Origin of the sequence: Pseudoalteromonas tunicata, from assembly GCF_002310815.1 — a bacterium.
In the GTDB taxonomy this organism is placed as follows: Bacteria; Pseudomonadota; Gammaproteobacteria; order Enterobacterales; family Alteromonadaceae; genus Pseudoalteromonas; species Pseudoalteromonas tunicata.
In genome coordinates, this window is sequence record NZ_CP011032.1 from 174522 (window position 1) to 199075 (window position 24554).

The window sequence follows — 24554 nt, forward strand, 5'->3', positions numbered from 1 at the left end:
AGACGGCGTGATTATAGTTTAATTTACTCCCTTACGACAGGATGAAAATTAATCAGCAGCATAAAAAATACCTTAACTAATGCTTCTTGTTGAGCTAGATAGTCATAATGAAATAAAGAAAAAGCACCAAACCGACTTGGAGTTCGGTGCTGTTTAGGTTATGCCGCAACCTTTAAATTAACGGTTGTATTTAGTACTGCTTTTTCACCAATTGGCAACACTGTGCGACCAAACTGTTCATTAATTACCGTTGCCATTGCAAGATAAATTGCTAAGCTTCCAACCACAATACCTTCGTAAGCTGCAATTACTCCAATTAACTCACTTCCAGTAAAATCGCGCGCTGCTAATAAAAAAAACAACAAAGTAAGTCCTGCAAAAATAGCTTGTTTCACCCGATTAAAATGGACAGTTGCAAAGGTCATAAAAAGTGTAAACACACCCCACATAAATAAATAGCAACCCATGTAAGCCGCAGGTGTTGCTTCAGCTACCTCAAACTTTGGCAGAATTAACAGTAAAACTAAACTCCACCAAAATAATCCATAGGATAAAAATGCCGTCATGCCAAAGGTATTATTACGGCGGTATTCCATAATTCCCGCAATAATTTGAGCAAGCCCACCATAACAAAGCCCCATAGCGAGGATCATGGCGCTGATAGGGAAAAAGCCAGCATTATGAATATTAAGTAAAACGGTAGTCATGCCAAAACCCATCAAGCCAAGAGGGGCGGGGTTTGCCAATTGTTGTTGCAAGATAATTACTCCAAAGGATAAAAAGTGAACCCATCATCAGGGCGCGGCATTATAAAGTTGCCCATTTATCGCAGCAATCGAATTACCATCGTTTTATGATGCTATTTTTTCACTTTCAAGCCACTGGTTTGTCTGTTACGCAAGGCTAAAAATCCATTGCTAGTTGCTGCATTGAGCTCTTTCATACTCCAACAAACACTATGTTGGCGTATTTAGCCGTTAATCCCCTTTCTTTACCACTCATCACATAGTCACAAACAGGGCAAAGAATGTTGCCTACTATTACCTCAACGAAACGGCAAACAGCCACTTAATTAAAACTTAAAAGGTAATTATCATGACTTCATCAAACTTCATCGAATTTGCAACAACATCAGCCTTCGCTTTAGCAGGTATCGCGTTTTTAGCGACAGCAGGTATGGCATCAGCGGTTGTAACTGGTTCTGTTTTAGCAGGCGGTTATATCTTAGCAACTCGTTAATTCAGTTAAATTTAAACGTTAAAAAAGAGCAAAAAAATGAATACATCATCAATGGTTGAATCAATCGCAACATCAGTTTTAGCAGTAGCAGGCATTGTATTTTTAACCACAATTGGCATGGCGTCAGCAGTGGTCGCGGGAACCGTATTAGCAGGTGGTTATATTTTGGCAACACGATAAATAGCAATGAAATAAACAAGGAGGCTGCCTATGCAGTTAACCCCCAAGCGCGAATAAAAAAGCACTGAACCCAACGGTCAGTGCTTTTTTGTTGAGTGAAGGCAACTAATTACTAATATCAAAAGCCACACTCAAATCTGCGTTGTTGACAGTAATCATTTTTATTTGATGGATTTTAAAAGCGTCATCCATTATTTCGGGATCATCAATATGTGCGGTGCATGTATAAGCCAGTTGATAATTGCCCGATGATATAAATGGAACTTCAAATTCAGATATTTTATCATCGTTATTAAAGATGACATTAGCTGTTGCTTTTGGAGCATTTACAGGTAATGAATCTTCATTATCTTCATATATATCTTTAACCGCTTCAACATCGGCGCTATAGAGGTAGATAGCGTGGCCAAACGAGCTATCGTCTGCTGCTAAACTAATGTTATCAGTTTCGCAGTTTGCTATTAGTGCATCACTAATAGTGCCTTTGATACTGTGCGATTCGACAATGTTTTCTAAGCGAACACCACGAGGCTTTAACATCACTACATCGCTATTGTTCGGATTAACAAGTGATTTTTTCAGATCAAATTCGAGAACAAAGTTATTACTTGTTTGATTTAGGGTAAAACCATTCACTTGAATCTCACCAATGCCATCGTTTCCTTTGCGTTTAACAATCAGTGGAGCAAGAGTGTCATCTTGATAAACCACATGGGATGTCATCGATAAATTATTATTATCACCGTTAACAACGGTCGCTCTAAGCCATTGATATTGACCAGCTGCGACCACTTGTTCACCTAAAATTGGAAATATATTGCTACCCGTATAGTCGAGCAAATTAACCATTGTCGGTAGGTTATTATTCGCAGAGCGAATATCGAAGCTGTATTGTTGGGTGTCTGATTTTAATGTGATGTTGTTAAAAACAACATTGACTTCTTTTAAGCCATTAACAGGTGCATCTGATATACCTAAACTAAAGGTTGATAACTTTGTGGTATCAGGTTGTATAGGACCTCCTTCGTTTGATGATCCCCCACATCCGAAAAGTGAGAGTGATAAAGCGCAGCTGATTGCTATAGATTGTATTTTCATTTGAACTACCCCTTTGAATCTGTAGCCATTGACTATAGAAAGTTAAACTGAATAGAAGTTGAATAAACCAGCATAATTGCAATTAATCTAACAATAGAGTTATTTGATATTAGTACGTTATTTATTATCGCCATACCCTAAATAGACCCTTTATCCCCTTTCTTTACCACTCATCACAAAGTCACAAACATGCCTAAGAATGTTGTCTACTATTACCTCAACGAAACGGCAAACAGCCACTTAATTAAAAACTTAAAAGGTAATTATCATGACTTCTTCAAACATTATCGAATTTGCAACAACATCAGTCTTCGCTTTAGCAGGTATCGCGTTTTTAGCCACAGCAGGTATGGCATCAGCGGTTGTAACTGGTTCTGTTATTGCAGGCGGTTATATCTTAGCAACTCGTTAATTCAGTTAAATTTAAACGTTAAAAAGGAGCAAAAAAATGAACACATCGTCAATGGTTGAATCAGTAACTACATCAGTTTTAGCAGTAGCAGGCATTGTATTTTTAACCACAATTGGTATGGCGTCAGCAGTGGTCGCGGGAACAGTATTAGCCGGTGGTTATATTTTAGCAACACGATAAAATTTCTGAAATAAACAAGGAGGCTGCCTATGCAGTTAACCCCAAAGCGTGAATAAAAAAGCACTGAACCCCAAAGGTCAGTGCTTTTTTGTATGTGCAGATTGTTCAGCTGATTGTTATTGAGTGCTGTCTAATTTCAACAATCTCTTAATCTGTTCGATTGGCCAAACTTTTTCGACTTCATCGGCTAAGTAGTCGAGTTGCTGATCGCGAAAAGCGGGATAGTCAAACGGAGTGATTTGTTTAAGGCCTGCCCATGAGAGCCAGCTTTCGAGTAAAGCCTGATTGTCTAAAATACCATGTAAATAGGTGCCTTTTATTTGGCCGTCATCACTTTGCGCACCTTCGGCAATATCGTCATTAAGTGTAAAAAGTGGGCGCGATAAAGCCTCGCCTAGTGAAACGCCTAAATGAATTTCGTAGCCTTTAATAGGTGCTTTAGAACTTTGGCAAATACCGCTGACATTCGTGAGGGTTTTCTCGCTCTGAAGCTCCGTGGTCATAGCCAGTAAACCTAACCCTTGAGATTGGGTGGCTTGTGCCGATTCGAGCGCATGAGGGTCGCTAATACTTTGACCTAGCATTTGATAACCACCACAAATACCAAGTACTTTACCGCCATAGCGCAAATGTTGATGAATGACACTTTGCCAGCCTTGTTGTTTTAGCCACGCTAAATCGGCTTGTACATTTTTACTGCCCGGTAAAATAATTAAGTCGCTGTGTGGTGCTTCGTTTGGTGTACGGGCAAACGTGAGTTCTACATTGGGATGTAAGCGTAGCACGTCAAAATCGGTGTGGTTTGAAATTCGAGGGTAAACGATCACCGTCACTTTAATATGATTTTTTTGGTCGAGTGTTTGGCTAAAATCAATGGCATCTTCTGCTTCAATGTGTAAATTTTGAATATATGGAATGGTTGCCAGTACCGGAATACCCAGACGTGCCTCAAGCCAATCAATACCAGGTTGTAATAAGCTGATGTCACCACGAAACTTATTGATAATAAATCCTTTTACTCTTTTTTGTTCCGTGGGGCTCAGCAAGTCATAGGTGCCAACTAAGTGGGCGAATACACCGCCTTTGTCGATATCGGCCACAATAATCACTGGGCAATCGGCTTCTTCGGCAAAACCCATATTGGCAATATCGCGATCGCGCAGATTGATTTCGGCAGGGCTGCCTGCGCCTTCAACAATCACCGCTTGATATTGCTCTGTTAAGCGCTGGTGGGCAGCCAAAACATGGCCCAGCATTTTAGGTTTGTATTGGTGGTAATCAAAGGCATCGATATTTCCAATTGATTTACCAAGTAAAATAACTTGCGCGCCAATGTCAGAGTTGGGTTTAAGTAATACCGGATTCATATCAACATGAGGTGGAATCTTTGCAGCCTCTGCTTGCACTGCCTGTGCACGGCCAATTTCACCTCCTTGTGCGGTCACCGCGCTATTAAGCGCCATATTTTGAGGCTTAAAAGGGGCAACTTGAACGCCGTGGCGCACTAAAATGCGACAAAGTGCAGCAACAAGTACGCTTTTACCTGCATCTGAAGTGGTGCCTTGCACCATCAGGGTATTGGGGCTTTTCATTTTATTCGCTTGATAAATCAATAATACGTCGATTGTACCGTTAAATTTAGGAATTGACCGAGCGTTAATCGATGCGATTACGGTATTTTTGTTTGTTTTTCTTGCCTATTTTATAAAGCAAGCCCCGCGTGGCACGGCGAAAGCTCGGCAGTAAATATCCTAATGTGGTGAGTTTGCCGCTAAACCAAGGCATGGCGATTTCGGTGCGTATGCTTTTACTAAGCGTTAATACATTCTCGGCCACTTGCTCGGGTGTCGACATCGGCTGTGAATACACAATGTCTTCAACTACATCGATTTCTTCCATAATAAAAGCGGTATCGATAGGCCCTGGCGAAACGACCGCGACATTAATATTTTTTTGAATTAACTCATCATGCAACGCGTAAGTAAAAGCACGTAAACCCGCTTTGGTAGCACTGTAAGTAGCAGCACCTTGCAGGGGTGCGCGCCCAGCAAGTGAGCCAACCATCACAATGGCGTTTTGATGATCGGCTGTAGTGGGCTTTGGCATGTGAGGCAAAGCTAAAGCACACAAATAAATAGGAGCACGTAAGTTCACATCGACCATCGCCGCCATTTGATCTGCTGATTGTGCACTAAATTCACCGCGATGATGAAGACCTGCGTTGTTAATCAAAACATTTATTTTACCAAAGCGCTTTACGGCAGCACTGATTATAGTTTGGCAGTCATCAAGTTTGGCAATATCGGCACCAAGAGTCAGAATTTGGCTGTTTGGGTATTGCTGTTTTAAATCATGAGCGAGTTGCTCAAGTGCAGATAACCCTCGGGCGACCAGCACTAAATTGGCACCTTGTGCGGCGTAAATTTTTGCACAAGCTGCGCCAACTCCTTTAGATGCCCCGGTGATCACAACAGTTAAACTCATAATGTGGCCTTGTATTTTTATTATTGAAACCTGAGCTTACTGCTACGCCTTGCAATGTCAAAACAATCGTGAGGCTTTACTTTGTAATTAGCCAATGATTAAATGTGAATATTGTATGCAATTTAAGTTATTTAACATGAGATTAAAAAAGATTGGGTTATGCCTTTCGCTTGCAGGGCTTGTAGCGTGTAGCCAAACTAAAGTTGCGCCACAAGTAGTCGCTCCTCAGGCTGGCAGCTTAGCGGCGGTACTGAGTCAAGTTCATGATTGTAGTCCGACTATTACGCTTCGTTCGCAAGCACTTGAACTAGTACAAATTGAGCAAGCCTGTGTGATGCTTGCTGAGCAAGAGGCCTTATTTCATCGTACCTTTAATACGTTAGGTAAACCGGTAGCGAACGATAATAACGACAATATGCGCGCCAATATTTATGCCGATCGTGATTCGTACGTAAAATATGTGACCGAACATTTTGATGTACCAAGTGACAATGGTGGCATGTACCTTGAAGGTTTGCCCCATTTAGCCGGTAACCATGCTGAGTTTGTTGCCTATGAGCGTAACGGTGGTATTTGGAATTTACGCCACGAATACATTCATTATTTGGATGGCCGTTTTAATATGTATGGTGATTTTTGTGCCTCGTTACATGATTCCCACTCAGCGCCTGAATATTGCCCGCAGCCTGCGCCGTTATTACCGCATTTAGTGTGGTGGAATGAAGGTATTGCAGAGTACATTGCTCATCAACAAAATAACCCGCGAGCCATTAAAAATGGTGCAAAACAAAGCTATAAATTGAGTGAGCTTTTTAATACCAGTTATGAGCAAAATGGCGGTTCAGATCGGGTATATGATTGGGGATATTTAGCGGTGCGATTTATGATGGAGCAACACCGTGATCAAATTGATATCATGCTGAACCTGACGCGTAAAGGGTTTTACAGTCGCTATCAAGCCTTAGTGAAACAATGGGGTACGCAATATGATAGTGAATTTAGTGAGTGGCTAAAAGCGCAAGCCGCGCAGTTACCAATACAAAAGACCTAAATACAAAAAGCCAACTTATTGAAAAATAAGTTGGCTTTGTCTGAGGTTGTAGGAATTATGCAACTTGCGATTGGGCGCTGTTGAGTGAGTTTTGGGCTGCAACATTTAGCACTAAGTGCTGCCAATCTTGGTTAACGCTGTTACCTTCATCTCGGCGACCAAATAAAGTCAGAATGGTATCGCCTTGCGCGTCAAAAAATTCAACCGAGCTAATAATATTTTGCCCTTTATCGGTTGGTTTATGTACCAACCACGCTTGGGAGAGTTTTGTGGTATCAACATGTAAGTTGAAATCACTATCAAGCACGTTAAACCAATCATTAAACCATTTTAGGTTTTTGATTAAGCCAGAGAAGATTTGCACTGCTCCCAAATTTCCAACAAACACCATAATTTCAATTTGCTTATCGCGCACTTGGTTCAGCAATACTTCAAGTGCGTTGGTCGATAAAGCTTTTGCCCATTGATTGCCAGCTAAATTGAGCGCCTGTAAACGTGAGATCTGATATTTTTCGAGCATTTTTGGAAAGTCATGTACATCTTGCAATTGTTGCCAATCGGTTTTAAACGCATCGATATCAACCTCTTCATCGACCAATGTCTTGGCTATTATTTCGGGTTTAGTATCAAGTTGTAACGGTTCAGCTGAGGTAACTTTAAAATCATTAATTAGCTGGTGGAACGCATCAAGATTGGTATCTTTTGTGCTAAAAATCTTTTGTACTGCGTTACCAAAGCGGTCAAAAAATTGCAGGCTCATGTGTTTATCGGTAATTTGTGCATAACCGCTATGCCATTGGTATAAAAATAGGCGCAGATCAATGCCTCCAGGATTAATGGCTATCGCAATTTCTTTATCACCATGCGTATTCACATATAGTTTTTCGTACAAACCTGTTAGCTCATGCACTACAGCATGATTGCGAGTGAGTGCCATCACAGGGCCTATGTTTTTTAATTTTTTCAGCAAATCGGCAAAGCGATGTTGTAAGCGAAATACAGTGTCGCCAGTTTGAATATCGAGCAGTTGCGCCTCTGAAATACCAAGTTTTTTTGCTGCATCACGTGCCCTAACTTGTGGGTTTTCTGTTTGTAAAACGTGATATTGACTGAGAAGTGAGTTCATAGCGTTTCCTTAAAATTGATAACTGATTTGTACTTTGGCATTACGACCAACACCATAATTGCCAATAGCGCCGCCAGTGCCAGCCACGAGCTGATACTGAGAATCTAGGAGGTTATCGAGCGCTAGTTTAAGATTAATTTGTTGATTTATTTGCCAGTTAGCGTAGACATTAATAAGGCTGTAACCATCATGTTGGGTAACTTCACTTTGACCGGTATGCATGTTAAACGCTTTAACTTGGCGGTTTTGTAGATGTTTAAAGGTCATACCTATGGAGGCTTCACTAAAGAGTAAGCCGGTGTCGAACACCAAGGTATCGGCGGGTAATTGCCATAAAGGTTCGTTATTGTGATCGTTTCCTGCAACTTCACTATAAACGATATTGCTGTACATAAAACGGTTTGCGTAGCTCAGTTCAAATTCATAACCGTGGCGATCATTACTACCTAGATTGCTGTATCGGGGTGCAGGCGCAGGATTTGAAATAGGACTGGTTTGACTCAAAATTTCATCATCAACAGCGGTATCAAAATACACGATTCGTGCGCGCAAGCTGTCGCTATTTATCAATAGATCATCAAAACTTGCTGTTGCACCGACTTCATGACTTTGACTGGTTTCTATAGCAAGGTTGAAATTTGGCAGACGACCGTTGTATCTGTCGTACAACTCGTCAATCAATGGAGCACGAAAACCTTCTTGGTAAGTATAGAAAAAGTTAAGGTTGTCGCTGGCTTGATAATTGATTGAAGCCGCTGGTACGACATGGTCTTGCTTTACTTCCCCATAGGTATTACTGGCAAGCGTTGCTAATAACTCAGTAGTCGGGGTTGAATGGTATTTTTCATAACGAATGCCTGCCGTTAAAGTAAAAGCTCGCCACTGAAATTCATCTTGTATATACAATGCAAAACGGTTTTGTTCGCCCGCAGGTTGTGAGCTCATTTGTGCGGTAGTAGCTGATTCGCCGTATTGTTCACATTGATAAGTCGCTCGGTTTAATTTTAAGCACGGAAAAGCCGTTTTATTACCGATTCTTTCTTGGTTGGTATATTGCAAACCGTACGTCAATGCATGGTGTAAAAAGCGTGAAGTATTGCTGATATCAAGCGTATTGAGGTTGTATTGATAATCTGACTCTAAGCCAATAAAGTCAGCAAGCGCTGGGTCGGCATCGCTTTCGGTAACATGGCTTTGGCTTTGGCCGAGTTTTACGCTCAAATCAACCCAAGGGTTTGTTGAATTATGTTGAGTAAACTCAAGGTTAAAGGTTTTTTGTATGACATCTCGATAAACCGTGCCCCAAGCGCCTGTATCTGTAGTGTTAAATTCAGCCCGCTGTGCGTCTTGACTTTGGCTGGCATTAAAAGAAAGAGCCTGATTATCGTTCAATTTATAGCTTGCTTTGGCAAGCCACGAGTTACTTTTAACGGCTGAATTGTCTAATGTTGTATCGTTTGAAAGCTTAAAATCGTCTGAGTTACGGTCAATGTAGGCAAAGAGTAAATCGAGTTCCTCAATGGGTTTGGCATAAGCAAACACAGAGGCATTTTGCTGATTATTATTGCTGTGGTGGCCAAGGGTTACTTTGGCTCCAATAGTTTGGTTATCACGTAAAAAATCATTGGCGTTTTTTAGTTCAAATTGTACTAAACCACCTAGTGCGCCACCGCCGTGTAATACAGTGCTTGGGCCGCGTTTAATGCTAACACTGCGATATAATTCGGCATCGAGAAAAACACTGCCCATTCGGTACTTTTCAAAGGTTTGAACGGCACCGTCGAGTGTTACCATCACATCTTCTGCATCACTAAAGCCACGAATATTAAACTTGTAACCATTGTCGAATGGGCCGCCATCACCCGAAGCATTAGGAATTAAATCGAGCGATTCAAAAATTGATCCGCTGAGTTTGCGCTCAATATCGGTCGCATCAAGCACGTTAATAGCGTGTGATGTCGCAAGGGTCGCTTTTTCGGTGCGCGTTGCGGTGACAGTTGTTTTGTCTAGGGTTGTGATTGCACTGCTGGCATAGACATTTTGCAGTGCGGGAAGTAGCGACAAGGAAATACAAATTGCGAGTTTCGAACGCAACATAACACTCTCCGAAAGATTAAATAAAACGAGTTGTTTGCTAGAAGTCTTTTTATACGCTAACAAATTAAATTCGTAATGAGAAGTATTATCATTTACATTATTTTAAGAGTTGATACAATTTACCCATCAAAATCGGGGCAAGATTAGTTGTGTCGGTTGAATCTGGTGATAAAACGAAAGGTGAAATGATGATAATAAAAATATTCTTGTTCAGTATTTTGGGCTTATTGAGCCACCCTATTTTTGCCGATGCCGAGCGCATTGTGGTATCGGGTGGGTCAATCACTGAGATTGTGTATGCATTAGGTCAGCAAGATAAGATAGTTGGTTTAGACAGCACCAGTGTCTTTCCTGCAAGCGCAACAACTAAGCCTCAAATTGGTTATGTAAGGCGGATTGGTGTTGAGGGTGTTTTGGCGTTGCAGCCTGATTTGCTCATCGGCGAAGCCGATACTGGGCCTGAAAAATCCCTAAAACAGTTGCAAGATATGGGGGTGAAAACAGTTATCTTATCAGCAGAAGATAATTTTGAGCACATTGAAGAAAAAGTAATAAAAGTAGCTAAATTACTAGGCGCCCAGCAACAAGCTGCACCAATTTTAGTGGATATAAAACATCAACGTACAGTTTTGGACGGTATTTTGGCCACACGTGATAAACCTGCGCCAAAAGTGCTATTTGTTTTATCAGCCCGCAGTGGCCAACCTTTGGCCGCAGGAACGGGCACCAGTGCCGACCAAGTCATTACCGCCGCAGGTGGTCTTAATGTCACGGCTAATTTTGCTGGTTGGAAGCCATTATCTGTTGAATCTGCCGCAGAACTTAACCCAGATATTATCGTGATGATGGGCAATCATGGCAGCAATAATAGTGATAATTTAGCTAAGTTGCCGCACTTTCAGTTTTCTAATGCTATAAAAAACCAACAAGTATTTACCTTTGATGGTGCTTATTTACTTGGTATGGGGCCACGTACGCCTCAGGCTGTGGTTGAATTGGCAAGTTTGTTTTATCTCAATGGTCAATTACCGCAAGGTTATCAATTTAGTCATGCCAAAACAGCACAATCTGCGAGTTTATAACAATGTGGATTGAGCAATCTTTATTGGGCAGTGGCAGCAAGCAGCGTCAGTTATTTATCCCTTTTTTAGTGTGTTTAGCGTTATTTATTAGTGTTATCGGGCTTAAAGTTGGCGCGATTTCAATGCCATGGAGTGAGCTTGTTACAGTATTGAGTAAGGGGGAGGCACCTAATTTAGCCGATGCCGTGATTTGGCATATCCGTTTACCCCGATTAGTGCTGTGCATACTGGTGGGGGCGAGTCTTGGTGCCAGTGGTGCCGCGATGCAAGCTATTTTTAGAAATCCCTTGGCAGATCCTGGTTTAATTGGAGTTGCTGGTGGAGCCGCGTTAGGTGCGGTGAGTATTATTGTGCTAGGGTCCAGTTTTCTGGTTGGTTTTAGTGAGGTTTTTGCGATTTACGCAGTGCCGATGGGGGCTTTTTTAGGCGCTTTAATAGTCTGTGGCTTTATTTATCGCCTCAGTAGCCATAGTGGTGAATTCACTATAGTGAGCCTGCTATTAGCCGGTATTGCTGTCAATGCGATTGTTGGTTCTTTAATTGGTTTGCTCACGCTGATTAGTAATGATCAGCAACTTCGAGATCTGACCTTTTGGAGTATGGGCTCATTGGCTGGCAATAGTTGGCAAATGATTGCACCGGTCGCTGTGATTATTATTTTATCGTGCTGCGCTTTAATAAAGTGTTCTTTATCACTCAACGTATATCTTCTTGGTGAGGCTCAGGCCAAGCATTTAGGTTTAGATGTGGTCAAACTGAAAAAGCAGGTCTTTTTCTGTACTGCATTATGCCTAGGTGCGGCAGTATCTATAACGGGTGTAATTGGTTTTGTCGGTTTTATAGTGCCGCATTTGGTGCGTTTACTGATGGGGCCAGATCATCGCTATTTAATGCCCGCTAGCATGTTATTAGGCGCAATTTTACTGAGTATGGCAGACTTACTGGCACGTACGCTGATTTTACCTGCGGAGCTGCCAATTGGCTTATTAACAAGTGCCATTGGTGGGCCGTTCTTTTTAATTATGTTGTTTAAAACATTTGCTGCGCAACGAGGTTAGTATGCTTGAGCTTGATAATGTCAGTATTAAAAAAGGCACAAAAAAAATACTCGACCATGTCACTATGGCAGTATCTGCAGGGCAAGTAGTGGTGATTATTGGCCCAAATGGGGCGGGTAAGTCGAGCGCACTCAAAGCGATGACTGGCGACTACAAACCTGATTTTGGTCGAGTGAGTCTAAATAATCGGCCTTTAAAGCAGTTTAGCTTCGCTGAGCTTGCGCAATTGCGCGCAGTTATGAGTCAGAGTTACGAAATGAACTTTCCTTTTAGTGTCCATGAAGTGATAGAAATGGGCGCCTTTGCTTTTGCCAATCAGCTGAGTCAATACCAGCATCAGGCGATGTTTAAAGAAGTCACAGACCTGCTTGATGTCAGTGCGTTATTAAAACGAAATTTCACTCACTTATCGGGTGGTGAACAACAGCGGGTTCAATTGGCTCGAGTATTACTGCAGCTCTTTCCCGCGCTAGAACTGGTGCGGGAAAGAGCTGCAGCAGCACCGTATTTACTGATTGATGAACCAACAGCCAGTCTTGATTTATTTCATCAATATCAAGTGATGAAAGTGGCAAAAAAAATGGCTAGCAAAGGTGCTGGCGTAGTTGTGGTATTACATGACTTATCGTTAGCTGCTAGTTTTGCTGATGTTATTTACGTGATGCAGCAAGGTCGAGTGGTTGCACAAGGTGCCCCGGCAGAGGTATTGCAGCCAGATATATTACAGTCGGTGTATCAGATTAGGGCGCATTTGCATCGGCCGAATCACTACTTCCCTCATTTACAAATCTCTACAGTTGTATAAAAGACAATAAACCTATTTTATTCCCCCTAAAATGAGGAGCAAAACCTGCTCCTTAGCTTTTTACTCCTCAGTCAGTTAACTAATAAAAATTAATGGAATGTAACAATATTATTTTGTTACAAACAGATTAATTGCATAAAAAACCTTCTTGATATAGGGTAGCAAATCAAAAAAATAATAAGGAATTTAGATGATTAGGGTTGAGAATCTAAAACGCAGTTATGGGGAAGGAGAATCGCAAGTGATGGCATTAAATAATGTATCACTTGAGATTAAAGAAAATGAATTCGTCGCGATAATGGGGTCTTCCGGCTCAGGAAAATCAACGTTAATGAATATTTTGGGTTGCCTTGATACTCCCAATTCAGGTGAATATTTTTTATCTAACCAAAGTATTAAACAAATTGATGATGAGTCACTGTCTAAAATCCGCAATCAAAAAATCGGCTTTGTTTTTCAAACCTTTCATTTATTAAGCCGTTTAACTGCCCTTCAAAACGTAACTTTACCTCTGCGTTATAGCCATGTGCCCGATGATGAAGCCAAAGAGCGAGGCCTTAACATGTTAGCAAAAGTGGGTTTAACACATCGCGCAGATCATCGACCCAATGAAATGTCGGGCGGTCAGCGCCAGCGTGTTGCCATTGCGCGAGCGTTAATTAATCGCCCAGCGGTTATTTTTGCTGATGAACCAACCGGGAATTTAGATAGTAAAACTTCTCATGAAATCATGTTGTTATTAAGTGAGCTTCATCAACAAGGGCAAACCATAGTGATGGTTACTCATGAAGAAGATATTGCTGCGTATGCCCAGCGCGTAATTCGAATGAAAGATGGTGTTGTTGTGGAGGATAGCCAATGCACACAACAATAAAACTGCTACTGATTGGTGCGCTTTGCCAAGTTTTTACAGCCGAGGCAACATTATTGGTGAGTGGAGAAATTAAAGCCAGTGATAACCAAAACTTTTATTCACCTAAAACCGACACTTGGCGTGTTGAAGTTAAATGGATGAAACCTGAAGGTGAAGTGGTAGCGCCAAATGATGTGGTGGTGGTATTTGATAGCGGCAACATTGCCAGCCAAATAGAGCAAACCAAAGTCACTTTATTTACTGCGCAAGAAGAATTACAGCGTATTAAAAATAACAATGGTCAAAGTGCGTTAGAAGGCGAATATGCCGTTAAGCGTAATGAGCTATTACTCGAAAAAGCACGGATTGACGCTTCAGTTCCTAAAAAGCAATTAAGTGCTTATGACTATGAAAAGTACCAATTAGAACTGGAAAAAGCAGCGATAGAGCTTAATAAGGCAAAACAAAATTTAGAAAAAATCATTACTAATAATGACGTTGCTTTAAAAAAGCAGCAGCTATTAATTGAGCAAACCGGTAATGAACTTGAGCGCAGTGAGCGACAGTTAGATTTAATGAGTTTAAAAGCCGAGCGTGCAGGTCCGGTGATTTATGGCCAGCACCCTTGGAATGGCGAAAAAGTATTTGTTGGCATGACAGCTCAACCGGGTTGGAAAATAGCCAACATCCCTTCATTAAGCGGACTGTACATAGAAGCGTGGATCCATGAGGTTGATTTTCATCAACTTAAGCTCGGCCAAGTGGCAGACCTTAAATTTGATGCCTTTCCTTCGCAAAGTTTTAAAGCTGAGTTAGTGAATATTTCTACTCAACCGGAAGAGCGAAAACCTTGGGGTGAAGATGCGTATTTTCGCACTGAATTTAAGTTTGCTAATAGCGAAAGTTTAAAGCTTATTCCGGGAATGAGTGCACAATTAGCGTTGCAAGGAGGACCGCATGATTAAGCCAATTTTATTATTAACTGGACTGGTATTTTTAACTGCTTGCCAAGAAACTGTATTAGAAAAAGCACCAGTAACTGCCAGTAAAAACCAAGTATTGGCAAGTGGTGAGCTTAAATCAGCTGAAAGTCACTTAATTGCTCCGCCTTCAATTCGGCGCATGTGGCAATACCCAATTAAGTTTATGGTGCCAGAAAACAGCCAAGTCAAAGCGGGTCAAGTGGTGATTAAGTTTGATGATAAACAAATTCAAGACTCCTTAATTGATAAGCAAGGTGAACTTGAACGCGCCCAAAAATCGCTCGAAAACTTACAGCAGCAAGAGCAAAAAACTGAACAAGAACTGATTTTAGCTGTTGCTGAAAAACAAATGCAGTTTGATAAAACCAAACGAAAAGCTGAAATTATTGATCAATCACGTTCAGAAAATGACCGTAAAAAAGCACAAATTGACTTTACCATTGCACAAAATGACTTGTTTTTAGCAAAACAGAAATTAACGTTTCAACTAGAAACCCGTGAATTGAATTTAAAAATGAGCCAAGGCAAGGTCGCGCGATTGCAAAATGAAGTCGCTGATTTAGAAGCTGACGTTGAAAAACTAAAAGTGAAAGCGCCAATAGATGGCGTCGTCATTTATCAAACCAATTACGAAGGTGAAAAATCCTCAGTGGGTGAATCAGTACAATTTGGCCAGGCTGTACTTGCTGTAGCAGTGCTCGATCAAATGCATGTCTTGGCACAAATTGATGAACCAGACAGTGGTAAAATTAAAATTGGCCAAGCAGTGAAAGTGACTCTCGATGGTAGCAGCGCTCAGGTGGTAAATGGCAAAATACAAAGCTTAGGGGGCGTTTTTCGAGAAAAATCTTGGCAAGATAAACGCCGAATTATCGATGCAATGATTTCTCTTGATACGGTTGACACTGCTGTAATGCGCCCTGGAATGTCGGCGCGGATTGAGGTTGATATTGCAACCCCTGTTATTGCAGCAAAAACAGAGGAGCGCACACTATGAGATCACTCATTTTACTTTGCCCGTTACTCTTAGCTGGTTGTAGCTCAGAATCAACAATTGAAAATCCATTAAATTATCAGGTTAAAACCATGGATTTTGAGACCTTAGTGCCTGCCAAAGGCTACTTAGCGGCAGCGACTGCAACAGCAGTTAATAGTCCGGTAGGTAGTCGCGGCCCACAAACATTAGCATGGCTTGCACCTGAATATTCAGTGGTAAAAAAAGGTGATGTGATTGTGCGATTTGAAGGCGAGCGTTTAGAGCGGGAGCGTCAAGATCTTAATAACCAATTGGCAATCACTAATGAAGATATTTTAGGTAAAAAAACTGATTTAACCGCCGAAAAAGCAGTACTTGGTTACGATCTTTCGTCAGTTGCACAAGAAAAAGAGTTTTCGCAAAACTATAATATCGATGATGAGCGTATTCGCTCAAAATTAGACATTATAGATTCAGCCCAAAATACTGAGTTTTTAATCGCAAAAGAGCAGTTTTTAGGTTGGAAAAATGAGCGCTTCTCTAATTCATCTGCAGGTGAAATGGCGCTATTAAATATGCAAGAGCAGCAACAGCAACAAAAAATCGGTCTAGTAACCAATAACTTGTCTCAACTTGAAGTGACAGCACCTCATGATGGTTTATTAACTTATCAGGCGGATTGGCGCGGCGAAAAACCAAAGGCGGGGCAAACGTTGTGGCCTGGTGAAAAAATTGCCGAATTACCCGATACCAGTGTCATGGAGTTAAAGTTATTTGTTTCTGAGCGAGAGGCGATTGACTTAGCCGTTGGACAAACGGTGACTTTTAAGCTTAATGCCAATGCAGAGCAGCAATTTAGTGGCGTTATCAGCGACGTTGCGCCTTTTCCGCAAAGTATTAAGCGAGGTGATCCGCAAAAGTTTTATCAACTTAAAGCCTCTGTTGCGCATAACGATGCTGCATTTTTACCTGGGCTCAAACTTACCGCGAGTATTGCAGTGCATAACAGCCAACCATTGTTGGCAATCCCAATTCAAGCGGTTTTTAAAGAGCAAAATGCAGATTTTGTTTATGTTTATCAACAAGGGAAATATCAAAAAACACCGGTAGTATTGGGTAAACGTAGCATTAGTCATGTTGAAGTAATTAGCGGTTTAACTGAGCAAAACATTGTTTCGTTAGTTGACCAAGCGGGAGTTTAAGATGAATTTTATAACTTTATTTTATGATACTGCCGCAGAACTTGCGCAGCATAAGTTACGTACTTTTTTAACTTTGCTTGGGATGATTTTTGGTGTCGGTGCCGTAATCGCGATGCTCAATATTGGCAAAGGGGCTGAGCAAGAAGCGTTAAAAATGATTGATTCGATGGGGTTATACAACGTAATCATCAATGCCAAAGAGTTCGATAAAAAAGAGCTGGTTGAACAACGAAAACATTCTGCTGGGCTTGCGATTCGAGATGGTGAGGTGAGTGTAGCGGCATTGCCCTTTGTCACGGACTTTAGCGCTCAAAAGAAAGTAGAGACGTATCATATCTTTAGTGAGTTTGGCAGTAGTGATGGTAAAGCTGTGGGTGTCAGCCCTAATTACTTTCAATTAGCACATTTTCAATTGGCGCAAGGTCGGCTGCTACAAGCCAGTGATAATGCCAGCTTTAAACAAGTGGTATTGTTAGGTGCTAATACAGCCAAGCAGCTTTTTCCTTTGGGTGATGCATTAACGCAAACGATTAAAATCAATCATTTATGGTTTGAGGTTGTCGGTGTATTGGCTGATCCTTACTTAGGTAAAAATGAATTTCAGGGAATTAAGCTTGGTACTGAACAAGATCAGGTATTTATTCCATTAAAAACCGCGATGCATCGCTTCGCTTCAACCGAAATGGCGAGCGAAATTAGTAGCCTAACTTTAGCGCTGAATAAAACCGTTGATTCGGTGGTGGCAGCACAAGCAATAGAGCAACTATTTAAACGCCGTCATAATGAAATTGAAGATTATGAGCTTGTGATCCCCGCAGCGTTGTTGGCGCAGCAAAAGCAAACCCAGCAAATTTTTAATATTGTGATGTCGTGTGTGGCTGGTATTTCATTATTGGTTGGTGGCATTGGGATCATGAATATTATGCTTGCGACAGTACTTGAGCGGACTAAAGAAATAGGCTTACTGCGAGCCATTGGTGCAACTGAAAAAGATATTCGCATTCAGTTTATCGCCGAAAGTTTTACGATTTCGATACTTGGTGGTTTGCTTGGTGTGGTATTTGGTATTTTGCTGTCAGAACTGATTGCTATTTATTCGCAGTGGGCGGTAATGTGGTCCATCAGTGCAATTTTATTATCGTTTAGTATTTGCGCAGCTATAGGCTTAATTTTTGGGGTGTATCCTGCAATTAAAGCCTCGCAATTAGACCCAATTACTGCATTGCAAAGTGATTAAGGAACTATTCTAAATCCAGATGCCATTTTGTTTTTAGCTCGGTTATTTTCCCCGATGCTTGCAAGATGGCATATGCTTCTTGGTAACGCTTCACTAGTTCAGCATCACTCTGTAAATTAAACGCTAGGCTCAGATTTTCGGTAAATGAATCAGCTTTAAGTACTTTTTTAACCTTATCATAGCTGAGGTCAAGGGCATTCAATTGCAAGCGCAAAGCTGTTTCGGTGCTGATAATAAACTTAGCCCTCTTCTTAAAAAGCATCCCAATATATTGCTCAGAGCTCGCTAAGCGTTCTAGTTTTGTAAAGTGTTGATAGGTTAGTGATTGCTCAATATAAGACTCTTGTGAAACTGCGATAGGCTCATTTTTAAGTTGAGAAAAAGAGAGAATATGCTGCGTAGGAGTTTCTGTTAGTGCCCAGACAAAAACGGGCTCGTTACTTAAAGTTCCTATCCAATGAAAAAACTTCTCTCTGGTATCGGTGCGCGAAATAGACAAAATCAAAGTGTTTTTTTCAGTTGAGGCGATATGATAAGCCCGAGCCCAAGGCACAATTTCGAGATCTGATTTAATGCCAGTTATTAAGGTTAATTCATTTAGCACATCAATAGCGAAGCCATCAATACGATCATTATTTTTGATTTGATAAGGAGGTAGGTGCTCAGCAACGACTTTAATCGTAGCTGCAAAGCTTGCATGACATAACAAGCAAAACAAGCCATAAGTGATCCCTTTATACATCAATACGATAATAAATTTCCTTAAAAATTAGAGCTATGTGCTCAAGCATAAGTCAGTATAAGTCTTGTTTTTAAAATTATAAAATTTGTTCGTTTTTACAACAAAAGCATATTAATCATTAATGTAAACATAATGTAAATAAATAAAAAGTATTAATTTTATGCTTTTTTCTATTGTAAAAGTCGTAGTTTTGCCTTATTTATAAAGTAAGGCGCTTAGTAAAAGGTTGTTATGATGCCAAACCGTATTACACACATTAAATATCTTGTTTCGCTTATTTTTGCGATGAGTTTTGTGTGTTTATCTGCTTGGTTTGGGCAAGCGAACACATCTTTCAATCAAACGTCATTTGAACTAATTAGTAATCTTGATAATAATCCGATAAATCTCGATTCAGATGATGATAAGTTAGTTTACTTTTTTACAGATCAGCAATTTGATTTACCTTGTTGTTGTTCATGTTGCGACAGTGCAACCATCCCTCAGTTTGAAATCCAACCTAGTTCTCATCTTATTGCCTTACAGCGCGCTCCACCTCAGTTATTGATTTGATTTTTAGTGCAAAAAAATAATAAATCGATTTGAGGTAGTAAATTATGAATACGTTTAAAGAATTAAATACTCAGTTATTAAATAACTGTGAAGTACGTCAACCAGTGGCGAAAGTCGAATTAACTTTGGCTGATCCAGTTAAAAATATTGTTACTGATTTTGGTTCGTACAATCCACTTCGTTTAAAAGCCATGGTGGGTATTGATGATGCGCTTGGCGCAATAAAGAATGCTGCGACTTCGTTTAGCCTAGTAATGAATGATAAAGACCAGCTAGCTGGTATTATCAGTGCTGCTGATTTGCAGTCGGCTAAAGTATTGAGTTTGGCGCATCAACAAGGGCTTAGTCGTAAAGATTTAACCGTTGAAGATATGATGACGCCTATTAGTAAGGCGCATGGTGTGAGCCAACATTATATGGATCATGCGAGTATTGGTGATACATTGCATACGATGGAAAAACGAGGTGTGATGTTTTTATTGGTATTATCAACAGCAGATAATCAGATTTGTGGCTTAATTTCAGCCCGTGAAATATCACGTCGCTTGAATATCCCTCTTCATATAAGCCCAATAGCTTCTGGTTTTCATGAAGTAATGCTGTCGGTTGATCATCCGCATTAATTAAAAGTTTTGTTTAAGTAAAAAATCAATAAGCCCATCTGATGGGCTTATTTTTAATCTTCTTCAGCAGCTTGAATTCGCGCTTGGTTCTCTTGCATTTGCTCAAAAGCAGCTTTAATTTCATCAAGTACCGCATCAACATCGGCACTTTGCTCAATAGCTTCTACTACTCCAAAAAGTTCTGTTTCAGGAGTGAGCTCACCGGCTTGGTATAATCCCCACATTTCTTCACCAAATTGGGTCTCAATCAGTTCCGGCGCATATTGACCATAATAAAGGTTCATATTTCGCACATCACGTAACAGCATACGTTCTGCATTATTATTAGCTGAAGCATTTACCGCTTGTGGTAAATCTATGATAACTGGGCCATATTCATCTACTAAGACATTAAATTCTGATAAGTCACCGTGGATAATACCCGCACATAACATAAGGCGAATGTAGTGCATCATTACAGCATGGTCTTCAATTGCTTGTTCTGCTGACATTGCAACATCGTTTAAGCGTGGTGCCACATCATCGTTCTCGTCAGTGACAAGCTCCATCAATAACACGCCGTCGTAGCAACCAAAAGGTTCAGGCACGCGTACCCCGGCTTTTGCTAGAGTAAAAAGCGCATCAACTTCGTGGTGTTGCCATGCGTTTTCTTGTTCTTTGCGGCCAAATTTAGAACCTTTTTCCATAGCTCTTGCTCGGCGACTATTGCGTACTTTTCGGCCTTCTTGATATTGAACAGCTTGTTTGAAACTGCGCTGAGCAGCTTCTTTATAAACTTTCGCACAGCGAATAGCGTCGCCGCAGCGTACTACATACACTGTTGCTTCTTTGCCACTCATTAATTGGCTGATGACTTCATCAACCAAACCGTCTTCAACTAACGGTAAAATTCGTTTTGGTGTTTTCATAGCGCACTTATACCGCACTTAGCTGCTTGATGTAATAGCTTGTTGATAAAAAACTGACTCAAGAAGGGCTTTGTCATAAAAAAACACTTTTAGAGTAACCGCTCAGTCATCGAAATTTTATAAAACAGCAACATAGAAGAACTACATTAGTCCCGCTTTTGCACAACTCTGCATATTAAAAAAAACACGGGAAATTAATCATGAAAGTTAAAAAGCTTGCGCTTGCTATAGCAGCTGCTTCGGTCGTATCGGGGAGCGCTTTGGCTGGGGTATTACCAGATGTTCAAAAAAACTCAGCTTGGTACAGCACCGCTCAAAGTAAAATTGACCATAAACAACATTTAACAAAATTAACTAAAGCAAAAAATGTCATTTTATTTGTTGGTGATGGTATGGGTATTTCAACTCTTACTGCGGCACGAATTCTTGATGGTCAAAATAAAGGCCAATCAGGTGAAGAAGGGTTTTTGAGTTTTGAGAAATTCCCGTATTCAGCGCAAGTTAAAACCTACAATGTTGATGCGCAAACACCAGATTCAGCTGGCACTATGACAGCTATGATTTCAGGTGTAAAAACTGATGCCGGCGTTTTAGGTGTAAATGCTGATATTAAACGGGGTGATTGCTCTACAGTTGTGGGTAATGAATTGGTTACAGCTTTAGAGTTGGCTGAGGTTAAAGGCCTTTCTACAGGTTTGATATCAACAGCACGAATTACACATGCTACGCCGGGTGCAACATATGCAAAATCAGCCGATCGTAACTGGGAAGATGTCTCAGATATGCCAGCTGCTGCGGTGAGCGCGGGTTGTGAAGATATTGCATCACAATTAGTAAATTTTGAGAAAAACCTTGAGGCACGATATTTAGGTGTTGATGTTGATGGTATTGATGTGGTCATGGGGGGTGGTCGTCGTCATTTTTTACCTAAAGATGCTGCTTTTAACAGTACGGATGCAGTGAGTGCAGTGGAAGGTGATCGGACAGATGGTCGTGATTTAACGGCTGAATGGCAAGCTCACTATCCAACAGGTAAATATGTGATGGATCAAACAGGCTTTGATGCCGTTGACCCTGCAACAACTTCGCAGTTATTTGGTTTATTTAATGAATCACATATGCAATACGAGGCCGACCGTGCTAACGATATTGCGGGGGAGCCTTCGCTCACCGAGATGACAACTAAAGCGATTGATATTTTAGATAATAACGACAAAGGTTACTTTTTAACCGTTGAATCTGGTCGTATCGATCATGGTCACCATGCGGGTAATGCTTATAACGCCCTCACTGATGCTGTTGAGCTAAGTAAAGCTGTTCAAGCTGCGATAGATGCAACGAACCCAGAAGAAACCTTAATTTTAGTCACAGCCGATCACAGTCATGTATTTACTATTGCGGGTTATCCAAAACGCGGTAATCCAATTTTTGGCAAGGTAGTCACTGTTGGTAAAACCACTCCATCTTTAGCTGCTGATGGTATGCCATACACCACACTTGGTTATGCTAATGGTTTAGGCTTTCGCGATTTAGGTGCACAAACCGATGCTGAAGTGTCATATAACGAACCTGCTTTAGCTGGCCGACAAGATTTAACCAATGTTGATACGTCAACGCCAGGATTTCACCAAGAAGTGACAGTGCCACTTGACTCTGAAACTCATGCAGGTGAAGACATTTCGCTCCATGCAACTGGTCCTGGTGCACATTTAGTACAAGGTGTTATCGAGCAAAGTGTAGTTTTTCACCTTATCAATCAGTCGCTTGGTTTAATTAAAGAATAATGGATAAAACAATGAAAAAATTAACGCTTCTTTCAGTCGCCATTGCGGTCGCTTTAGCTGGTTGTTCAGGTGATGATGGTAAAGATGGTACAAATGGCTCTGCAGGTGCTAACGGCGCAAATGGTGCCAATGGCAGTAATGGTTTAACAAGTTTAATTATGCAAACTCAGTTACCGATTGGTGATGACGTTTGTCGTAACGGCGGTGTTAAAATTGATTCTGGCCTCGATAGTGATGGCAATGGTGTATTAGCAGCTAGCGAAGTAACGGGCACTGAGCACGTTTGTGCACCGACTATTACCAGTTTAACTGCATCAGATGTTGCAACAACTACGTCAAATCAGTGGTATAGCGAAAGTGAAGACCGTGTTTTACAAGCTAAAGCCATGGCTGCAAAAATCGCTAAAGAATCAGGTAAAGCTAAAAATGTAATTTTGTTTGTTGGTGATGGTATGGGTATCTCAACCGTAACCGCAGCGCGCATTTTAGAGGGCCAAAACAAAGGCATGATGGGTGAAGAAAACCAATTAAGCTTTGAGAAACTGCCTTTTTCTGGTTTTTCTAAAACCTATAATGTTGATGCACAAACACCTGATTCAGCGGGTACGATGACAGCAATGATCGCAGGTGTTAAAACCGATATGGGTGTCATTGGTGTCGCTGAAGGCGTTACGCGCGGTAATTGTATATCAACAAAAGGCCAAGAGCTGGTAACTGCGGCTGAACTTGCTGAGCTTGCTGGTAAATCCACTGGTATTGTTTCAACTGCACGTATTACTCATGCAACACCCGCTTCTGCTTATGCAAAATCGGCTGATCGTGATTGGGAAGATGTGTCTGATATGCCTGCAAATGAAGCGGCTAATTGTGAAGATATCGCCTCGCAACTTGTTAACTTTGAAAAGAACTTAGAAGCACGCTTTCCTGGTGTCGATGTTGATGGTTTAGATGTGGTGATGGGCGGTGGTCGTCGTCACTTTTTACCAAAAGATATCGCGTTTAATTCAACCGATGCAATGAGTACTGTTGAAGGTGACCGTACTGATGGTCGTGACTTAACAGCTGAATGGAAAGCGCAATATCCAGCGGGTCAATATGTGATGGATCAAGCAGGCTTTAATGCGATTAATCCTGCAGCTACGTCAAAAGTGTTTGGTTTATTTAACGAATCACATATGCAGTATGAGACAGATCGTAAAAACGATATCGCTGGCGAGCCATCACTGAGTGAAATGACGGCTAAAGCTATTGATATTCTTGATAATAACGAAAAAGGCTTTTTCTTAACAGTTGAAGCGGGTCGTATTGACCATGGTCATCATGCTGGCAATGCTTATGCCGCGCTTAATGATACGGTTGAATTTGCTAAAGCTGTTCAAGCTGCGGTTGATGCCACAGACTCAGACGATACTTTAATTATTGTTACTGCAGACCATAGCCATGTATTTACCATCGCGGGTTATCCAAAGCGTGGTAATCCAATATTGGGCAAAGTAGTGGGTATTGGTAGCGATACACCAAGTTTAGCCGATGATGGCATGCCATATACTACAGTGGGTTATACCAATGGTATCGGTTATAAAAACTTAGGTTCACAAACCGATGCTGACCAAGGTTATAACCATCCAATTGTGACTGGTCGAGTTGATTTAACCGATGTTGATACGCAAGCGCCAGGATTTTTCCAAGAAGCGTTAGTGCCATTATCGTCTGAAACGCATGCGGGTGAAGATGTGGGTATTTATGCCTCAGGCCCAGGTGCGCATTTAGTGACGGGTACAAATGAGCAAAGCTATATATTCCATGTGATGGATTATGCCGCTGACTTGGTCAAAAATGCCGAAAAAGCAGTCAAATAAATGTTTTTGCGTTGACATGATCG

The 24554-nt window shown here is 41.1% G+C and carries 25 protein-coding genes; 17 read left to right on the forward strand and 8 right to left on the reverse strand.

The window, feature by feature from the left end:
* Window positions 1-158 precede the first annotated feature (158 nt).
* A complete protein-coding gene (locus PTUN_RS00800) occupies window positions 159-758 on the reverse strand; it encodes an acetate uptake transporter (RefSeq protein WP_009839200.1) in 600 nt (199 codons plus the stop codon).
* Window positions 759-1095: 337 nt separating this feature from the next.
* Between PTUN_RS00800 and PTUN_RS21900 the strand changes: the two genes are divergently transcribed.
* Window positions 1096-1239 (forward strand): hypothetical protein, encoded by a 144-nt coding sequence (locus PTUN_RS21900; RefSeq protein WP_009839198.1) that lies wholly within the window; start codon window positions 1096-1098, stop codon window positions 1237-1239.
* Window positions 1240-1275: 36 nt separating this feature from the next.
* Window positions 1276-1419 (forward strand): hypothetical protein, encoded by a 144-nt coding sequence (locus PTUN_RS21695; RefSeq protein WP_009839197.1) that lies wholly within the window; start codon window positions 1276-1278, stop codon window positions 1417-1419.
* Between the two features lie 105 nt (window positions 1420-1524).
* On the opposite strand, the gene PTUN_RS00805 is transcribed toward PTUN_RS21695, so the two are convergent.
* Window positions 1525-2517 carry a DUF4382 domain-containing protein gene (locus tag PTUN_RS00805; RefSeq protein WP_009839196.1) on the reverse strand — a complete coding sequence of 331 codons (993 nt, stop codon included), beginning with the start codon at window positions 2515-2517 and terminating at the stop codon, window positions 1525-1527.
* A 268-nt stretch (window positions 2518-2785) separates the two neighbouring features.
* On the opposite strand from PTUN_RS00805, the gene PTUN_RS21905 reads away from it, so the two are divergent.
* Both PTUN_RS21905 and PTUN_RS21910 read left to right on the forward strand, forming a co-directional pair.
* On the forward strand, window positions 2786-2929 hold the full coding sequence (locus tag PTUN_RS21905; protein WP_009839195.1) for a hypothetical protein: 144 nt from the start codon (window positions 2786-2788) through the stop codon (window positions 2927-2929).
* A gap of 36 nt (window positions 2930-2965) precedes the next feature.
* A complete protein-coding gene (locus PTUN_RS21910) occupies window positions 2966-3109 on the forward strand; it encodes a hypothetical protein (RefSeq protein WP_162892535.1) in 144 nt (47 codons plus the stop codon).
* Between the two features lie 116 nt (window positions 3110-3225).
* Here the strand turns inward: PTUN_RS21910 and PTUN_RS00810 are convergent, their stop codons facing one another.
* Complete coding sequence (locus PTUN_RS00810) at window positions 3226-4701, reverse strand: cobyric acid synthase (protein ID WP_009839193.1); 1476 nt, start codon at window positions 4699-4701, stop codon at window positions 3226-3228.
* Window positions 4702-4765: 64 nt separating this feature from the next.
* A complete protein-coding gene (locus PTUN_RS00815) occupies window positions 4766-5593 on the reverse strand; it encodes an SDR family NAD(P)-dependent oxidoreductase (protein ID WP_009839192.1) in 828 nt (275 codons plus the stop codon).
* A 136-nt stretch (window positions 5594-5729) separates the two neighbouring features.
* Between PTUN_RS00815 and PTUN_RS00820 the strand changes: the two genes are divergently transcribed.
* Window positions 5730-6644, forward strand: a complete 915-nt coding sequence (locus PTUN_RS00820; protein WP_119081620.1) for a collagenase — start codon at window positions 5730-5732, stop codon at window positions 6642-6644.
* Window positions 6645-6699: 55 nt separating this feature from the next.
* On the opposite strand, the gene PTUN_RS00825 is transcribed toward PTUN_RS00820, so the two are convergent.
* Together PTUN_RS00825 and PTUN_RS00830 are read right to left on the reverse strand one after the other, a co-directional pair.
* Complete coding sequence (locus tag PTUN_RS00825; protein WP_009839190.1) at window positions 6700-7770, reverse strand: hemin-degrading factor; 1071 nt, start codon at window positions 7768-7770, stop codon at window positions 6700-6702.
* Between the two features lie 9 nt (window positions 7771-7779).
* Window positions 7780-9867 carry a TonB-dependent receptor domain-containing protein gene (locus PTUN_RS00830; protein WP_009839189.1) on the reverse strand — a complete coding sequence of 696 codons (2088 nt, stop codon included), beginning with the start codon at window positions 9865-9867 and terminating at the stop codon, window positions 7780-7782.
* 149 nt (window positions 9868-10016) lie between these two features.
* Between PTUN_RS00830 and PTUN_RS00835 the strand changes: the two genes are divergently transcribed.
* The 8 genes from PTUN_RS00835 to PTUN_RS00870 all read left to right on the forward strand — a co-directional run bounded on the left by PTUN_RS00835 (window position 10017) and on the right by PTUN_RS00870 (window position 18063).
* Window positions 10017-10949, forward strand: coding sequence for a heme/hemin ABC transporter substrate-binding protein (locus tag PTUN_RS00835; protein WP_009839188.1), 933 nt, complete (start codon window positions 10017-10019; stop codon window positions 10947-10949).
* Window positions 10950-10951: 2 nt separating this feature from the next.
* Entirely contained in the window at window positions 10952-12007 is a 1056-nt protein-coding gene (locus tag PTUN_RS00840) for a FecCD family ABC transporter permease (RefSeq protein ID WP_009839187.1), read from the forward strand.
* 1 nt (window position 12008) lies between these two features.
* On the forward strand, window positions 12009-12812 hold the full coding sequence (locus PTUN_RS00845; protein ID WP_009839186.1) for a heme ABC transporter ATP-binding protein: 804 nt from the start codon (window positions 12009-12011) through the stop codon (window positions 12810-12812).
* A 190-nt stretch (window positions 12813-13002) separates the two neighbouring features.
* A complete protein-coding gene (locus tag PTUN_RS00850; protein ID WP_009839185.1) occupies window positions 13003-13686 on the forward strand; it encodes an ABC transporter ATP-binding protein in 684 nt (227 codons plus the stop codon).
* Complete coding sequence (locus PTUN_RS00855; protein ID WP_009839184.1) at window positions 13671-14630, forward strand: HlyD family secretion protein; 960 nt, start codon at window positions 13671-13673, stop codon at window positions 14628-14630. Before PTUN_RS00850 ends, PTUN_RS00855 begins: the two co-directional genes overlap by 16 nt.
* Window positions 14623-15645 carry an HlyD family secretion protein gene (locus tag PTUN_RS00860; protein WP_009839183.1) on the forward strand — a complete coding sequence of 341 codons (1023 nt, stop codon included), beginning with the start codon at window positions 14623-14625 and terminating at the stop codon, window positions 15643-15645. Before PTUN_RS00855 ends, PTUN_RS00860 begins: the two co-directional genes overlap by 8 nt.
* Complete coding sequence (locus tag PTUN_RS00865) at window positions 15642-16826, forward strand: efflux RND transporter periplasmic adaptor subunit (protein WP_009839182.1); 1185 nt, start codon at window positions 15642-15644, stop codon at window positions 16824-16826. Before PTUN_RS00860 ends, PTUN_RS00865 begins: the two co-directional genes overlap by 4 nt.
* A gap of 1 nt (window position 16827) precedes the next feature.
* Complete coding sequence (locus PTUN_RS00870) at window positions 16828-18063, forward strand: ABC transporter permease (protein WP_009839181.1); 1236 nt, start codon at window positions 16828-16830, stop codon at window positions 18061-18063.
* A gap of 4 nt (window positions 18064-18067) precedes the next feature.
* On the opposite strand, the gene PTUN_RS00875 is transcribed toward PTUN_RS00870, so the two are convergent.
* A complete protein-coding gene (locus tag PTUN_RS00875) occupies window positions 18068-18805 on the reverse strand; it encodes a substrate-binding periplasmic protein (RefSeq protein WP_009839180.1) in 738 nt (245 codons plus the stop codon).
* A gap of 231 nt (window positions 18806-19036) precedes the next feature.
* On the opposite strand from PTUN_RS00875, the gene PTUN_RS00880 reads away from it, so the two are divergent.
* A complete protein-coding gene (locus PTUN_RS00880; RefSeq protein ID WP_009839179.1) occupies window positions 19037-19357 on the forward strand; it encodes a hypothetical protein in 321 nt (106 codons plus the stop codon).
* 44 nt (window positions 19358-19401) lie between these two features.
* Window positions 19402-19980 carry a CBS domain-containing protein gene (locus tag PTUN_RS00885; RefSeq protein WP_009839178.1) on the forward strand — a complete coding sequence of 193 codons (579 nt, stop codon included), beginning with the start codon at window positions 19402-19404 and terminating at the stop codon, window positions 19978-19980.
* A 53-nt stretch (window positions 19981-20033) separates the two neighbouring features.
* Here PTUN_RS00885 and PTUN_RS00890 read toward each other — a convergent pair whose 3' ends face one another.
* Entirely contained in the window at window positions 20034-20888 is an 855-nt protein-coding gene (locus PTUN_RS00890; RefSeq protein ID WP_009839177.1) for a PA4780 family RIO1-like protein kinase, read from the reverse strand.
* 200 nt (window positions 20889-21088) lie between these two features.
* Here PTUN_RS00890 and PTUN_RS00895 point away from each other — a divergent pair, with 200 nt between their 5' ends.
* Both PTUN_RS00895 and PTUN_RS00900 read left to right on the forward strand, forming a co-directional pair.
* Complete coding sequence (locus tag PTUN_RS00895; protein WP_009839176.1) at window positions 21089-22672, forward strand: alkaline phosphatase; 1584 nt, start codon at window positions 21089-21091, stop codon at window positions 22670-22672.
* Window positions 22672-24531 (forward strand): alkaline phosphatase, encoded by a 1860-nt coding sequence (locus PTUN_RS00900; protein ID WP_009839175.1) that lies wholly within the window; start codon window positions 22672-22674, stop codon window positions 24529-24531. The genes PTUN_RS00895 and PTUN_RS00900 overlap by 1 nt, the downstream gene beginning before the upstream one ends.
* Window positions 24532-24554 lie beyond the last annotated feature (23 nt).

Coding starts and splice junctions, on each gene's coding strand:
- PTUN_RS21900 (WP_009839198.1), top strand. CDS start 1,096: ATGACTTCATCAAACTTCATCGAATTTGCAACAACATCAGCCTTCGCT.
- PTUN_RS00870 (WP_009839181.1), top strand. CDS start 16,828: ATGAATTTTATAACTTTATTTTATGATACTGCCGCAGAACTTGCGCAG.
- PTUN_RS00805 (WP_009839196.1), bottom strand. CDS start 2,517: ATGAAAATACAATCTATAGCAATCAGCTGCGCTTTATCACTCTCACTT.
- PTUN_RS00880 (WP_009839179.1), top strand. CDS start 19,037: ATGATGCCAAACCGTATTACACACATTAAATATCTTGTTTCGCTTATT.
- PTUN_RS00825 (WP_009839190.1), bottom strand. CDS start 7,770: ATGAACTCACTTCTCAGTCAATATCACGTTTTACAAACAGAAAACCCA.
- PTUN_RS21910 (WP_162892535.1), top strand. CDS start 2,966: ATGAACACATCGTCAATGGTTGAATCAGTAACTACATCAGTTTTAGCA.
- PTUN_RS00845 (WP_009839186.1), top strand. CDS start 12,009: ATGCTTGAGCTTGATAATGTCAGTATTAAAAAAGGCACAAAAAAAATA.
- PTUN_RS00860 (WP_009839183.1), top strand. CDS start 14,623: ATGATTAAGCCAATTTTATTATTAACTGGACTGGTATTTTTAACTGCT.
- PTUN_RS00890 (WP_009839177.1), bottom strand. CDS start 20,888: ATGAAAACACCAAAACGAATTTTACCGTTAGTTGAAGACGGTTTGGTT.
- PTUN_RS00815 (WP_009839192.1), bottom strand. CDS start 5,593: ATGAGTTTAACTGTTGTGATCACCGGGGCATCTAAAGGAGTTGGCGCA.
- PTUN_RS00885 (WP_009839178.1), top strand. CDS start 19,402: ATGAATACGTTTAAAGAATTAAATACTCAGTTATTAAATAACTGTGAA.
- PTUN_RS00820 (WP_119081620.1), top strand. CDS start 5,730: ATGAGATTAAAAAAGATTGGGTTATGCCTTTCGCTTGCAGGGCTTGTA.
- PTUN_RS00875 (WP_009839180.1), bottom strand. CDS start 18,805: ATGTATAAAGGGATCACTTATGGCTTGTTTTGCTTGTTATGTCATGCA.
- PTUN_RS00900 (WP_009839175.1), top strand. CDS start 22,672: ATGGATAAAACAATGAAAAAATTAACGCTTCTTTCAGTCGCCATTGCG.
- PTUN_RS00810 (WP_009839193.1), bottom strand. CDS start 4,701: ATGAAAAGCCCCAATACCCTGATGGTGCAAGGCACCACTTCAGATGCA.
- PTUN_RS21695 (WP_009839197.1), top strand. CDS start 1,276: ATGAATACATCATCAATGGTTGAATCAATCGCAACATCAGTTTTAGCA.
- PTUN_RS00855 (WP_009839184.1), top strand. CDS start 13,671: ATGCACACAACAATAAAACTGCTACTGATTGGTGCGCTTTGCCAAGTT.
- PTUN_RS00840 (WP_009839187.1), top strand. CDS start 10,952: ATGTGGATTGAGCAATCTTTATTGGGCAGTGGCAGCAAGCAGCGTCAG.
- PTUN_RS00830 (WP_009839189.1), bottom strand. CDS start 9,867: ATGTTGCGTTCGAAACTCGCAATTTGTATTTCCTTGTCGCTACTTCCC.
- PTUN_RS00865 (WP_009839182.1), top strand. CDS start 15,642: ATGAGATCACTCATTTTACTTTGCCCGTTACTCTTAGCTGGTTGTAGC.
- PTUN_RS00850 (WP_009839185.1), top strand. CDS start 13,003: ATGATTAGGGTTGAGAATCTAAAACGCAGTTATGGGGAAGGAGAATCG.
- PTUN_RS21905 (WP_009839195.1), top strand. CDS start 2,786: ATGACTTCTTCAAACATTATCGAATTTGCAACAACATCAGTCTTCGCT.
- PTUN_RS00895 (WP_009839176.1), top strand. CDS start 21,089: ATGAAAGTTAAAAAGCTTGCGCTTGCTATAGCAGCTGCTTCGGTCGTA.